The 14,356-nt window shown below is 49.5% G+C and carries 13 protein-coding genes; all 13 read right to left on the bottom strand.

Annotated elements, in window-relative coordinates:
- Positions 1-3: 3 nt before the first annotated feature.
- Positions 4-1,290 carry an NAD(P)/FAD-dependent oxidoreductase gene (locus RGV59_RS14365; RefSeq protein ID WP_126585890.1) on the bottom strand — a complete coding sequence of 429 codons (1,287 nt, stop codon included), beginning with the start codon at positions 1,288-1,290 and terminating at the stop codon, positions 4-6.
- 2 nt (positions 1,291-1,292) lie between these two features.
- Positions 1,293-2,225: an NAD-dependent epimerase/dehydratase family protein gene (locus RGV59_RS14360; RefSeq protein ID WP_046384264.1), complete on the bottom strand. Its 933-nt coding sequence runs from the start codon at positions 2,223-2,225 to the stop codon at positions 1,293-1,295.
- Complete coding sequence (locus RGV59_RS14355) at positions 2,225-4,603, bottom strand: hypothetical protein (RefSeq protein ID WP_148106870.1); 2,379 nt, start codon at positions 4,601-4,603, stop codon at positions 2,225-2,227. Before RGV59_RS14355 ends, RGV59_RS14360 begins: the two co-directional genes overlap by 1 nt.
- Before the next feature lie 17 nt (positions 4,604-4,620).
- On the bottom strand, positions 4,621-5,361 hold the full coding sequence (locus RGV59_RS14350; RefSeq protein ID WP_126585888.1) for an SDR family oxidoreductase: 741 nt from the start codon (positions 5,359-5,361) through the stop codon (positions 4,621-4,623).
- Positions 5,358-6,668, bottom strand: coding sequence for an FAD-binding oxidoreductase (locus tag RGV59_RS14345; protein WP_046385337.1), 1,311 nt, complete (start codon positions 6,666-6,668; stop codon positions 5,358-5,360). Before RGV59_RS14345 ends, RGV59_RS14350 begins: the two co-directional genes overlap by 4 nt.
- Positions 6,665-8,035 carry a UbiA family prenyltransferase gene (locus RGV59_RS14340; RefSeq protein ID WP_231590045.1) on the bottom strand — a complete coding sequence of 457 codons (1,371 nt, stop codon included), beginning with the start codon at positions 8,033-8,035 and terminating at the stop codon, positions 6,665-6,667. The genes RGV59_RS14345 and RGV59_RS14340 overlap by 4 nt, the downstream gene beginning before the upstream one ends.
- 344 nt (positions 8,036-8,379) lie before the next feature.
- Complete coding sequence (locus RGV59_RS14335; protein ID WP_046384268.1) at positions 8,380-9,555, bottom strand: DegT/DnrJ/EryC1/StrS family aminotransferase; 1,176 nt, start codon at positions 9,553-9,555, stop codon at positions 8,380-8,382.
- Positions 9,556-9,607: 52 nt separating this feature from the next.
- The gene (locus tag RGV59_RS14330; protein WP_046384269.1) at positions 9,608-10,630 is read right to left on the bottom strand and encodes a ketoacyl-ACP synthase III; all 1,023 of its coding nucleotides are present in this window, start codon (positions 10,628-10,630) and stop codon (positions 9,608-9,610) included.
- Positions 10,631-10,635: 5 nt separating this feature from the next.
- A complete protein-coding gene (locus tag RGV59_RS14325) occupies positions 10,636-11,301 on the bottom strand; it encodes an acetyltransferase (protein WP_046384270.1) in 666 nt (221 codons plus the stop codon).
- Positions 11,298-12,059, bottom strand: a complete 762-nt coding sequence (locus RGV59_RS14320) for an SDR family NAD(P)-dependent oxidoreductase (protein ID WP_079443143.1) — start codon at positions 12,057-12,059, stop codon at positions 11,298-11,300. Before RGV59_RS14320 ends, RGV59_RS14325 begins: the two co-directional genes overlap by 4 nt.
- On the bottom strand, positions 12,056-13,141 hold the full coding sequence (locus RGV59_RS14315) for a ketoacyl-ACP synthase III (protein ID WP_079443142.1): 1,086 nt from the start codon (positions 13,139-13,141) through the stop codon (positions 12,056-12,058). Before RGV59_RS14315 ends, RGV59_RS14320 begins: the two co-directional genes overlap by 4 nt.
- Positions 13,142-13,417: 276 nt before the next feature.
- A complete protein-coding gene (locus RGV59_RS14310; protein ID WP_046384273.1) occupies positions 13,418-13,621 on the bottom strand; it encodes an acyl carrier protein in 204 nt (67 codons plus the stop codon).
- Positions 13,622-13,645: 24 nt separating this feature from the next.
- Positions 13,646-14,242 carry a sugar transferase gene (locus RGV59_RS14305; protein WP_079443141.1) on the bottom strand — a complete coding sequence of 199 codons (597 nt, stop codon included), beginning with the start codon at positions 14,240-14,242 and terminating at the stop codon, positions 13,646-13,648.
- Positions 14,243-14,356: the final 114 nt, after the last annotated feature.

The following is a 14,356-nucleotide window of genomic DNA, read 5'->3' as shown; positions in this document are numbered from 1 at the left end:
GAATCACTGAACTGCATCCCGCGCCATTTTCCGACCAAAATCAATACTTTCCGATATGCCACGGTCTTCCGGGTAATAATAGGACGTGTCCGCAACCCATAGCCCCTCAACGGGAAGAGATACCGGAGGAAGACGATCCAGGTAGCCCGGATCACAAATTGGCTGAGCATAACGATAACGACTAGCACGCAACTCCAGAAAGTCGTCATCAGTCAGCAGTGGGTTGATCCTCTCTAGATAACGCTTAACTTTTTCAATAAACACTTGGTCCGGCTCTGCAAATTTCGGGTGCTCAGACGGTACATAAAACGGCACATAAACTATATGCTGATCCAACGGACGCAAGTTGCTATATTCCACCAACCCAGGAATATCCATGTCAGGATCATTGGTATTCAACCAAAAATTCTCACTAAGTGGCTTGCGTAATTTTACAATCACACACACTACGGCCACATTTTTTAAACTATTAAAGCGCTGAAGAATATCAGCGGGCAAATCAGGTATAACCTGTGGCACATAGGGTAAAGGAATGGTACTGATCACCTTGTCGAAGTACTCGACTTGCCCATTCAACTCAATGCCTTGGACCCTGCCTTCGTCTATCAGAACTTTAGTAACTGGCGACTTTAGCCGCACTTCACCACCATTGGCCTCAATATCCCGCTTAATTGCCTGCAGTAAAGTTTCCGACCCCCCCTCCAGATAACCTAGTTTTTCACGAAATAGGCTGTAGCGCGAACGTCCGATACGACGAATTCGGCTCCAGATCCAGGCGGCAGAAAGATTATCGGTGTAGTCGTAAAATTTGTAATCGAACAAGCGGCGCCACAATACCTCCCAGGCCTCTGCTCCAACCCAACGTCGAATCCAGCCCGTTGCTTCAACACCGTCCAGCGGTTTCCAATCGTTTCGTTTTGTGCAAAGAAAAGCGTGCAAACCATAACGAAACTTAGCGATCAGACTCAACCCCTTGAACTTCAACAACGCAATAGGATTACCCCAAGGTTGAAGGCGATTCTGGAACCAATAGCCCATCTTGGTTTCAACCCAGCGCATTTGATCCGATAAGCTCAACTCATCCAGCATGGTGAGAAACGCATGATCCGAAATACAATGGAAATGGTAGTAACGCTCAATACTCAAACCTGAGAAATCGAAAGCCGCAGTCATACCACCCACACGATCATCGGCCTCGAAGATGACCGGGGTATGCCCGTCACGCGCCAACTGGTAGGCGACGGCAAGCCCCATTGGCCCTGCGCCCAATACTGCAATTCGTTGTCCCATGCTTAAAACTCCAAAACCACTTTGCCGTACGTTGGATCGTTAAATGTCTCATCCACCGCTTCAGCAAACGGGGTGTAGGGCACGTCGAAAATCCCCGGCCAGTCAATCACCTCAAACTCATCCTTGGCGCTCAAAGCGGCTAATTGTTGGGTCGTGAACGGTGGGTTCTTGTCAAACAGAGACCACGTCCAAATGAGCCCATAGAATAATGTGTATGGAATACGCACAATCGGGGTGCTCGAGTTCGTCGCCTTTTTAATGACACGAATCATATCGATATAATCGATTTTCTCGTGCCCTGAGATATTGTAAATACCTTCTCGGATATTCTTCTCGATGCAACTGATAATGACTTTACTAAAATCGCCGACATACAAAGGCTGCCTCATATAACGCCCATGCCCAGGTATTGGAAAAACAGGCACTTTTTTCATAAACCGCGACAACCAGCCGAGGTGTTTACGATCAAACCAGCCAAACATCAAAGTAGGTCGCAGAATGGGGCAAGGAACACCACTATCGAGAACCATTTTTTCCTGATCTTTTTTGGTTCGCGTGTAAAAGTCGTCCGCTACCGACTCAACAACCGAGGAGCTAATATGTATCAGGTTCGGAATGTCATTGCGTTTAATCACATCTAGAATCAGTGCGGTGGCATCAACATTATTGCGTACAAACTCTTGATAATCCAACCCGCCGATTTGCGCCTGCAACATGACCACCACATCAGCCCCCACGAAATGCCTCTGCCAGTCACCAGGCTCTGCCAGATCGGCAAATTCCACAACGACGTCAGGTTGAACCTGCTTGAGTATTTCGATATTTTGCCTGTGCTTGTCTAGGACTATGATGTTGCTATAGCCCTTGGCTTTCAGCCTCGCGACAAGATTCTGTCCAACTAAGCCGGCGCCACCGGGAAGAATTATCTTTTTCATTAGTTCACCTGGTCGTTGATCGTTGCGGAAATCAGATACTCTGGGCAAACTTCAACACGCCCATTTCGCTTCATCGCCAGCCGCAAACTATATACACCTTGCAAAGCTTCCGTATCGAATTCAACAGAATAACCTGCGTATTCTAGATTCGGCTGTTTAAATGCATTTGCCACATCAATACGAGATTTAACCTTAGCTTTCACAAACGTATTCTTCCCCGTTTTATCGCTCAACATAATATAAACAGCCTCAGACGGGACCCCTTCGCTTACAGAGGATGCAAGCCAGCCGGAAACACTCATTAGGCGATGCAATTGTATTTCAGGTAGAGGATTTACCCCATTAATCATATCAATTGAGCCATCACACTTCTGAGCGTTAACAAGCGACAACTTGCCAGCATCATTATCAACCGGATCAAATCCAAAAAATTTAACAGGATCTATTTTCCTTGCCACCTCCAACTCATCAAATTGAAGAGAATACTTAGATTGCCAAGAAAAATCCGAAGAGTGCGCCTGATAAACTTTAATTGACTTAACTCTTTTACCCGTCGAAAAATCAGCATCTCCGTACAGCAGACTAAAATCAAAAGTATCTTCAACCAATGGAGAAATCACTACTCCTGATTTCAGCATCCCGGATACAACCCTATAAGTCCGCTCTTCTCCAGAGTTCAAGACTATAGCAATACGCAACTCTGCCGGCTTGAATAAAATATTAGCCAGGCGACCAAGCACGGTAGGCTTTACATCAATTTTTGCCACCAAGATCTTATTAGTTAATGGAATAACAACAACTTCATCTAGTTGGTGCGCAGCAGGCTCTCCACGAGCACTGATAACAGCATACTTATCTGCACCATTCTTTTCCAACTGTAGGTATCCCGGAAGGCGTCTAACAGGATGATACCCAGTCAAAAGTGTAGGCCAGCTTGCGCCATCATCCATCGACGGCAGTCGTCCATCGATAGGCTCTACCCTGAAAAAGATATTATCTGGAGCATCCTCCCCAAGTAAATGTTGAATATTTTTTTCCGCAAGGCTCCGGGTATAAGCTGAGTACCCCTGAAAAATAGGACGTGGTGCCCAAGTATTTCCAGAGAATATCAAAGGTGCCTGATTGAACGAATAGATATCACTGCGCCCCTTCAAGAGGGGTAAATCAGTCACACTTTTATAATACGCGATATGATTCTCGAAATCCGCTTTAGGCCAGGTTTTATCCGAGATGCGCCTCTCAATTCCAACTGCCGCAGATACCAGCGTCACATTCACCAAATTACTTACTGTAGGCAGACTCAGTCCAACATGACGATTAAACACTAACCCTGCGGTGAATAGAGAGAAGATTAACGCGACCGCTGTAAGCTTTCCTTTGTAAAAAGCTAACAGAGAAATCCCTCCCAAAAGTATGGCTATAGCTGCCGCTACAGCATGTGCATCGTGCCGTACAAATCCAGCTTTGAAAGAAACAAATAAAAATAGAGAGAAAACGCCAGGTAAAAACAAATCTATTATCGAAAACGATACTTTTTTACGATCGAAAAAACTTGCAAAAACCACCAATAAAGCTGCAACTACATATACAATCACCTCATAGCTTTCCCCAGGAATAGCCATAGCCTCCGTATAACCTGAAGCAATAGGAACCATATTAATAAAATAACTAGGAAGATCACTGATAGTTTGTCCTGATGCGACCCAGAAAACGATAATTGACACAACTGGAGTCACTACAGACAACAGCGCCAACCTACCTTCCCGACAAAAAATAAACATCCCTAAACAGGCGAGAACCATTGCCACGCTAAGTATTAACACACTCCCCTTAATAACAGGAATCAACCCCAACGCCGCAAACGCTACTACAAAAACAAATAACGTTCTTGGTAATAACGGGAAGCCCACCGCTCGATTATTTATAATCTTATAAGACACTAGCGCAGCCAGGAACGGTACAAACAAAAGCAACGCATCACGTGAGTAAGCTGCGAAGAGTAGAGCCACGCACAGCGACAGCAGCAAGCCAGGCCGGCCCTTAACTAAAAAAATTATACTTAACCAACAAGAGATAGACAGGAGCACACTACCGGCCAGCATCATAACATCTGTTGCTGGATGATAGGCTCTGGTGTAAATAGACGCATAAGGTCCGAAGGTAAAAATCACGTCAGTGCCAATACGTAGGCCCTGCGAAACAGCCTGATTCATGCCAAGCACCCATGATGGGTCAAGGCCAACAGACGGCATGACTGGACTAAAAGGTACAAATACGCACAACAAAACCAACAACAATAAAAACACACATGTTATTCCCAACCATTTTCCTCCATCGAAAAAAACTATCGGGAGACGCGTTTCCTTACTCGTACGCACTTTCCACCTCATTACAATTAAATATTTATTCTTTTGAATATAACTACAGGAATTGATCTTATAATCATCATGATAAAGCGCCAAAAACCCGGGACGTATATCGTATTTTTCTTCTTATTTATACCTTCTACGATTAGCTTCGCTACCTGCTCTGGTTTAGCAACTAATGCCGTTGGCAGTGCCAACCCCTGAGTCATCGGCGTATCAACAAACCCAGGCTTTATAGTAATAACATGCACGCCCACTTTGAACATCCGCGCGCGCAACCCTTCGCAGAATGTGGAAACAGCAGCCTTAGCCGTACCGTAAAGATAGTTGGACGGCCTGCCACGATCCCCAGCAACAGACGAAATGACGGCCAACGTGCCGCACCGCTGGGTTTCAAATTGATTGGCAAGGAGGGTGAGTAAAGCGATCACTGAAGTGCCGTTGTTAGCCAGCTCTGCCAGCGCGGTGCCGACGTCCTGCTCACACGCGTTTTGATCTGGCAGCGTTCCGTGGGCGATCAGCGCAATATCAATTTGTCGCATCATTGCGGTGCAGCTTTCAAGCATTACACCGTGTGCAGCGAAGTCAGTCGCGTCCATGCAATGCACATTAACGGCAGTGGCACCTCTCACTGTGAGGTCTGCGGCGCATTGCTCTAACTTTTCGGCGTTGCGCCCTACCAAGAAAAACTGACTACCTTCTTCTACCCATATGCGTGCGCAGGCGGAGGCAATCGCCGAGGTCGCGCCGATAATCAATACTCGTTTCATTCGGTAACCCGTTTCCAAAAATGGGAATTCAATGATGGATCTCGCAACGCTTCCAACTGTTCCCAAGCGGGGTAGGCACGACGAAAGTCCGCGCCGCTCATATGTGCATCCTTGGCCGGATATAATCGTCCTCCCGCCTCGTGGACAATACGATCCAAACGCAGAAATAACGGGACCAAACCCTGCTTTTGAGGAAAGTCCAGCGCCAGCGAGGCTCCCGGCAACGGGAACGACAATAAACCGGGTGACTCAATGTCACCGCAACGTTTGAGAACAGCCAGAAACGATCCTTGCCCAGCGTCGGCGATAACCCCCAGGATCTCACGCATCGCCACTTCGGCAGCACTATCTGGAATCACGCACTGATATTGTTGAAAGCCGCGAGGACCGTACACTCGATTCCAATGCAGGATGCGATCCAAAGGGTAAAAGAATGGCTCGTAGCCGCTGCGCACCTGTTTGCGTTGACTTGGATGGGCGTGCCAGTAGGTGTGATTGAATGCACGCAACGAAAGGTTATTAATTAAAGACAACGGGGGGATCAGGGGCACATTTAGCTTATTGCGCTTATCAACGTCCAATGCGCCATACCCGGCATGGTCTCCCACAATAAACACACCGCGCCCGATACTCTCGCCTTTGGCAAGGCAATCGATCCAGGCAACACTGTATTCATGCCGGTGGTCCAACTCCGCCGATAGCGAAAAGAACTCCGCCAAATTGTCAAATCTCACCATCGTGCTGTTGATCTGGCTAGCGCAGATGGGGATAAGTTGTATGCAGGCCCATGTAATCACACCTGTAAGTCCCAGCCCTCCGATGGTCGCACCGTATAGGTGAGCATTCTCGGTGGCACTGCATGCCCATACTTCACGGTCGCGTAAAAGCCCGAAACCAAGAACATGTCGGCCAAAGGTGCCGCGCAGATGATGGTTCTTCCCATGAACGTCATTAGCAATAGCACCGCCAAGGGTCGCGAATTGCGTTCCAGGTGTAACAGACAGGAACCAACCTTGCGGAATTGCCAACGCAAGGATTTCCGCCAACGTTACCCCGGCTTCGGCGCAGACAGTGCCTAATTGCCAATCGACCTTGATAAACCGATCCAGTGAACGCATTTGCAAGACGTGGTTGCTAGTTGAAAGGCAGCTATCTCCGTAACTACGCCCATTGCCATAAGGCAGAGTGCTCGTATGCGATTTACTCACTTGCGCGAGTAACTCCGGTAAACCGTCACGCCAACTTGCGGCATGCCCTCGCTGCGGTTTATCCGGGTAACGGCCCCACGAGTATAATGATTCGCTCACGCGGCCACCCAAAATACCAGCCCAAACAACGCCCCCACAACTAAGCTCACGCGATCACGAATGGCAAATACCACAGGATCATCGTGCATCTGCCCTCGGTGAGTCAGCATCCACACACGGGTCACCCAGAAAAGCAGTAATGGACATGCCAACCAGATCACCTGCGGGTGGGCATAAAGTGCTGCCGTTTCCTGATCATGGATATAGAGTGCCAATACCATCACGGCCAAATAGCCAGAAGAAGCCCCCAGCGAAGAGATCATCTCAAGGTCAGCCGGGTAATAACCACGCCCACGGGTTTTTTCCGTTATCCCTTTAATTCGCGCATCGTGGAGTTCAGCGTAACGTTTGACTAGTGCAAGGCTTAAAAACATGAACATCGAAAAAGCCAATACCCAAAATGTCAACGCTAGCTCGAAGGCTGCCGCGCCTGCGATAATTCTTATTGTATAAAGCGCAGCCAAGGCAATGACATCCACTGCCATGCACCGTTTCAGCAATAAGGAATACAGTAAGGTGAGCACATAATAACCCACGAGCGTAGCACCAAACTCCCAGGGCAGTAACAAAACGGATCCGCCAAATGCGATCACCAACAATAGAGGAAATAAAAGCAATCCGGACTTTATGGATAACTTACCTGAAGCAAACGGCCTACGTCGCTTGGAATGATGGTGGCGATCATCTGCTAAATCGAGTAAGTCATTCAGCAGATAGACACTGGAAGCGCAGAGCCCAAAAAATAGAAATGCTAAAATACCTTGCCATACGAGTGTCAGGTTGGTGAATTGGTGTGCCGCCAGCAACGGTACGAAGATAAGTGCGTTTTTCATCCATTGATGAAGGCGCAAAGCCTTGAGCCAGTCTTTGTAATTGGAAGAGTTTGAAACAATAACCTGCTCGACGTTTCCGAAGGCCTTGGCGCGCAGTTCTACCCCAGCTTCAGGATTTACCACATAGGCTTTACGTGAAGCCGCCCACACCGAAAGATCATCCAGTGAGTTGCCGACGTAATCGAATCCGCCCTCGCCGTAAAGCTCAACGAGCAGGTCACGCTTGCGTTCGGCTGACAGATTACGGTTGGCGTCCGTCGCCAGTACCCGGTCAAACAGCTTCAGGTGCCCGGCTATTTGATCGGCCAACGAATGATGTGTTGCAGTCGCCAGGATGATCGTTCGTCCAGTCTGGCGCTCGACTTCAATTAATTCTATAACGGCAGGGTCGTAAGGCAAGAGGCTGACATCTATTTCGGAGTTCTGCGCCAGACCTTGCTTGAGCGACGTTTTTCCCTGAAGCAACCACTTCAAGGGACGGATGAAATTGGCCGGTTGACTGCGCATAAACGCCATGCCGGTTTCCATCAACATATCCGAACGCAGTAAGGTTCCGTCGAGATCAACGACAAGGGGGGGAATGGGTGCGATCACGATAACTCTTTCCTGAGTACTAGCCAAAACATGTCGACTCTAAAAAGTGAGCCCACGGCAGCAAATTACTGCACAGCAGCTATATGAAATAGAAACCGTCTGGTTTCCGTGTGCGCGAAAACTAACACGATGGGCAGGGTATGTCCTAACAATAGGGCAGCTTTCAACCGCGAAATTCGCCTGAAACCTCACCCCACGGCCCCCCAGGCAACCAATGTCGAACAAGCTCCATACAGCGATGGAGGTTCGTATGCAACGCCCCTGAAGGAGCGTTACATTTAGATTCAACGTGAAGCTTCAGCCATCACTTCAGAAAGAATCTGACAAGTCTTTTCGATTTCGGCTGCAGAGAGCGTCGGATGAACCATGAACATCAAACTGCTTTCGCCCAGCTCTTTTGCTGTCGGTAGAGGATGAGCAGGCCGCAGATTTGTGTTATCGAAAGCTTTTTCAAGATAAACCTCCGAGCAAGACCCAGAAAAGCAAGGCACACCCAATTCATTGATCCGCGCCATGATTCTGTCTCTATGCCACTCGGTTTTCAGTTGCCGGGCCTCCACAAAGACGTAGCATTTGTAAGCCGCATGCACCGAACCTTCGGGGATTTTAGGCACCCGCAAACCCGGGAGCTCTGACGCCACTTCCCAGATGCGCTGCGCATTGATCAAGCGCGCAGCATGCCAAGCCGCCATGCGTCGCAATTGGATACGACCAATCACGCCTTGAACTTCAAGCATGCGCCAGTTAGTCCCGAAGCTTTCATGCAGCCAACGGAAACCTGGTGGATGCTGGCGCTCATACACAGCTTCCCAACTCTTGCCGTGGTCTTTGTAGGCCCACATATCAGCCCATAAATCGCGACTGTTGGTGGTAACCATCCCCCCCTCCCCGCCGGTCGTCATAATCTTGTCCTGACAAAAGGACCATGCTCCGATGTCCCCGATGGAACCTAACGGGCGCCCCTTGTAGTGTGCACCGTGGGCTTGTGCGCAGTCTTCAATGACCCTCAAATCATGTTCGCCAGCCAGAGCCATGATCGGGTCCATATCACACGGCCACCCAGCCAGATGCACACACAGTATTGCGCGGGTTTTTGGCGTAATAACGGCAGCAATGGTGCGTGCCGTGATGTTCTGCGAATCACGGTCTACATCTGCAAAAATCGGCACCGCGCCAGCATTGACAATAGATGAGACGGAAGCAAGAAAAGTGCGAGATGTGACAATAACCTCGTCGCCCTCACCTATTCCCAGTGCCTGTAACGCAAGGTCGAGAGCCACCGTCCCATTCGCTAATGCAATGGCAAACTCGGTGCCGGCAAACACAGCAAATTCTTTTTCAAATTCACGGCACTCTTTACCGGTCCAATAGTTGACTTTATTGGAGAGAATTACGTCTCGAACTGCGTTAGCTTCCTCGTCGGAAAAGCAGGGCCAAGGCGCGAAAGGAGTGTTCAGCAAAGCAAAGACCCTCAGAGATTGACTTGAGCGGCGATGAGCGCCGATGGAAAAATTACCATTTTATAATGCAGCCTGCCCATGAGTAACCGACCCCGAATCCTACAGCGGCAATTGTACGCCCCTCAGCAAGCGTGCCTTTACTCAAGCATTCCTTCAACGCAATTGGAATAGTCGACGAAACGGTGTTACCGCAATGTTCAAACTCGGCAATAAATTTTTCTTGGGGCAACTTCAGACGCCGGCGAAGTGCATCAAGCATAAACTTGTTAGCTTGGTGAAAAGCGAAAAAATCTACGTTTTCAACTTTCAATTCTTCATCGAAGATCGTGGCAAACAACTCCGGCACCCGGGTCATCGAAAACTCGAATATCGCCGGGCCGTTCATATATAAATTAGCGTCGGTACGTACGTTACCACTTTCATCCGTACGAAACACCGGGGCTGGATTGAGCTCAGCAGGGCAGCGAGCTCCACCGATCGGCACAATCAGGTTTTTTGCCCCGGCTCCATCCGTGCCGTAGCGAAACCGATCCAGAAATGGACCATTGGCGGAATCACTGGCCTGTATAAGGGTGGCGGCGGCTGCATCGCCAAACAACGTCCGAACGCTTTTATCACCAGGATTGATGTAACGGCTGTAGGTCTCAGCAGTCACCAGCAACACGTTACTCGCCTGGCCTGACTCGATCAGCCCTTTTGCCAACCCAAGGCCGTAAATGAAACCAGAGCAGCCTTGGTTGTAATCGAAAGCACCACACTGGGTAGTCAACCCCAAGCGATCCTGCAGGATACACGCGGTCGCAGGAAGGAAATAATCCGGGCTTTGGGTGCATAAGATAATAAAGTCGATAGATGAACGCGGGACGTCTACGCTGGATAGCAGTTTCTCACAGGCACTAAACGCCAAATCAGAAGCTGTTTCTTCAGCCGCAACGATATGACGCTCATTGATCCCTGTCTTGCCGAAAATCTTTGCAACGTCCCACTCAGGATAATCCCGTGAAAGGTCTTCATTCGACAGCGTTTGAGAGGGCAAAACATACTCAATCGCTGTAACTCTCGCGTACTTGGTCATATGGACTACCTAGAAATGCGTTTTGCAGGGACGCCAAAGACTGTGGTACCCGGCTGAACTTTACGTACAACAAGGCTGCTGGCGCCTATCACTGCATACTCTCCGACGGTGACATTGGGGACGACCGCCGCATGAGAACCCATGAAGACACCTTCCTCCAGCACGACGCCACCCGTCACATCGCAATGCCCGCTCAAAGTGCAAAAACGGGAGATTTTTGCATCGTGACCAACCGTACAGGTCGCGTTGATCGTCACAAATTCCCCAACGCTGATATCCGTCGATAGCATTGACAACGGACACACGACAGTGCCTAGCCCCAGACGCACATTGGTGCCCATCACTACGGTCGGGTGAACCATACTCAGAAATTGAGCGCCCTTATCGAGCATCCGCCCAACCACCTTTTTCTTAATTTTCGGATTCGCAATCGCACAGACAACGAACGTGTTCGGTACTGAGACGAAATCTTCAATCGATGAAATCACCGGTGGCATATTGGCAAACGCATCCATCGCCGAAGCGTTGTCGTCGATAAACCCTGCAACTTTCCAGCAATGAGTTTGGGTTTGCTGGCCGTCCCCCCGCGCGATCCAATCCAGCAACCAGGCATGCACCTCTCTGCCAAATCCACCCGCGCCCAAGATAACGATATTCTTCTGCACAATCATGCCAGGTACCCGCCATCTACGACCAGCGAAGTGCCTGTCACCCATCGGGCTGCGGGCGACAGTAAATAATTTACGGCATAAGCAACATCGGAAGGATTACCAATACCAAGCGGGTGTTTTTCCCTAATCGCTTGCATCGAGTCCTCCCCGACAAGGTTCTGCAAACTCTCCACCATTTCTGTCTGAACGACGCCTGGCGCCACACAGTTGACGCGTATGCCCTCTCTGGCAAGTTCGAGCGCCGCAGCACGGGCCATTGATTCGACGGCGCCTTTGCTTGCGCAATATCCCAAAAGTGCTGGCTCTCCTGCCCTGGCCATTACTGAAGAAATCAACACGATACTTGAATCCGGCTGGCAAACGCCTTTCTGCCGAAACGCCTTGATCAAAGAGAAACCTGACGACACGTTCGTCGACATAATTTTTTCCCAATGATTAAGGCTCGTTGCCCGGATTGGCATCGGCATCTGGACACCGGCGGCATGCACCAACCCATCAAAGGGGCAGGAACTGCGGACCAGCTCTTTCATCCAGCGCGAAACATCCTCGTCGCCCAAGAAATCTATGACCGCCGTTTGATGGCCCTTGCCTTCCAATGCCTGAGCGGTTGCAGCAAGCCGTTCCTCATCGCGAGCTACGAGTGTCAATACAGCGCCTTGTCGACTTAACCAGATAGCAACCTCTCGGCCAATCCCAGAGGAGGCACCCGTGACTAAAATATGTTTAGCGTCTAGAGAGAATGGATTAAACGAACTCACTGCACGGCTCCCATTTTTACGTCTTGCATCACTACCAACGGACTAATATGGACGCCATCAAAATTCGCAATACACCCTGCCCAGGAATATCCAACCCCAAAGCCCGCCAGCATGTACTGCCCGCTGACAGGCAGCGAGTGATCGCGTTGATCAATTACCAGCGCGAGAGGAATAGACGTGCAACTGGTGTTACCGACGTTCTTGACATCGAGCACGACTTTAGCTTTATCCAGCTTCATGCGCTTGACCAGATGCTCAAGCATAAATTTATTCGCTTGATGGAATACGTACTTATCCACCCCATCAGCACCACGCTCAACGTTTTCATGCAGAACGGCTACAAGCGCGGGAACCCGGGCCAGCGTGAATGCAAAAATTTCCGCCCCGTTCATATACAGATCGAAAGCGGAACGCACTTCGGGGTCTTGGACATCACTGGTAGTACCTGAGCGATCACGGAACGCACCGCCAGGGACAATCAGGTTTGGTGCGCCACGTCCGTCAGTGCCCAGCACAAAAGGAATGGCTGGCGCGCCAGGCTCATAATCCAACAATGTGGCCGAGCCTGCATCTCCGAACAATGCGGCTACAGAGCGATCATCTTCAGAAGTAATTTTACTTATGGTATCGCCCACCAATAGCAATGCCCGCTTGCTGCCACCTCCCGAAAGCAATGAGGCTGCCATCCAGAGGCCATAGACATAACCCGAGCAGCCCATGGCAATATCGAACGCCGCCGTCGTTAACGGCAACCCCAGACGTTGCTGCAGAACACAGGCTGTGGCGGGCAGCGTGTAGTCATGAGTCTGGGAAACAAATATCAGCGTATCAATTGAAGCTCTGTCCACCTGCATATCGCTGATCAGTCGCTCAGCAGCCGCAACACACAGATCAGAGGAGCACTCATCAGTCACCACATGACGACGCTCTACGCCTGTGCTGGTCATTATCTTGTTGACACTCTCCTGTCCGAACTTTTCGCAAAGATCAGACACCTCGCTAACCGTTGGTGGCACAGCGCAGGCGACTCCTTTCACACTCACGTCCCTCACTAGGCGAACGTTGCTATCGGCTTTAAGCATTTATTGAATCTCCACTGCGCCCGAAAAAAGCATTATACAAAATTTCAACAGTTCCTTGCGCATGCCGTGCCTGCGGGAAGACTATCCGGTGCGCCCCGACCCTGAAAGCGGCGGCGCAACGCAACTATCGAACAGCTCAGAACGCCAAAAAATCACTTGACTATTGAGTATGCCACATAATAAAAAACTTACTGACTATAAAATAAAATTGCCCCGATAGATGATCTAACAGGGCAATAGTGTGATTCTATATATGCTGCTCTGAAAGAATCGACATCAAGCGACTAACTTGACGACATCGTCGACTGTCACACACTTATTCAACAGGTCCGCCGACACTCTCTTATCAAGGTGCTCATCAACCAGCGCCATGAATGTTACGACTGCAATAGAATCCCAGTCGAGCGTCTGGCCAAGAGCAATGGAACCCTCTTCCACCTCCATCGCCTCTTCAATCAAACGCAAAATTTTATCAGCCATTATCTAATCTCCGGTGTGGGTAAATTACTTGTCTTGCGACCCTTTAAAAGCTTCCATCGTCGCGTTATTTTCCTGTGAGATGCCGTCGCGGATCAGAACTTTCTTCACCGTCGCCAACAGAATTCTTAAATCCAAGATAAACGAACGGTTATCAACATACCAAATATCCAGCTTAAACTTCTCATCCCACTCAAGGCTGTTCCGCCCATTGACTTGAGCCCAACCTGTAACACCGGGTTTGACCTCATGACGACGATATTGTTCTGCACTGTACAGCGGTAAATATTGCATGAGGAGCGGACGAGGCCCCACCAGGCTCATATCCCCCTTAAAGACGTTCCACAACTCGGGGAGTTCATCAAGACTGCTGGACCGCAGGAAACTCCCAAACGGGGTCATTCGTTCCGCGTCTGGCAGTGGATTTCCCTGATCATCGATGGCATCACGCATGGTCCGAAATTTTATCATATCAAACGGCTTACCATGGATGCCCGGCCGCACCTGACGGAAGAGCACCGGCGAACCAAGTTTTCTGCGGATCAGAAAAGCAACGATCAAGATAACGGGCGACAACAGGATCAAGCCAATGGCAGAGGCAAAAATGTCAAACAAACGCTTCATAACAACACCCGGACAATTTCATCATTACACAATTCAAGAAAAGGTCAGCAAGGCTACACCCTGAGCCCTGCACAACCAATTTCTACAGCTCACCGCTGATACGCGCTTCTGTCT

Origin of the sequence: Pseudomonas sp. FG1, assembly GCF_034313875.1 — a bacterium.
In the GTDB taxonomy this organism is placed as follows: domain Bacteria; phylum Pseudomonadota; class Gammaproteobacteria; order Pseudomonadales; family Pseudomonadaceae; genus Aquipseudomonas; species Aquipseudomonas veronii.
Note: the sequence above shows the minus strand (reverse complement) of the source record. Positions and strands in the feature narration are given on the sequence as shown.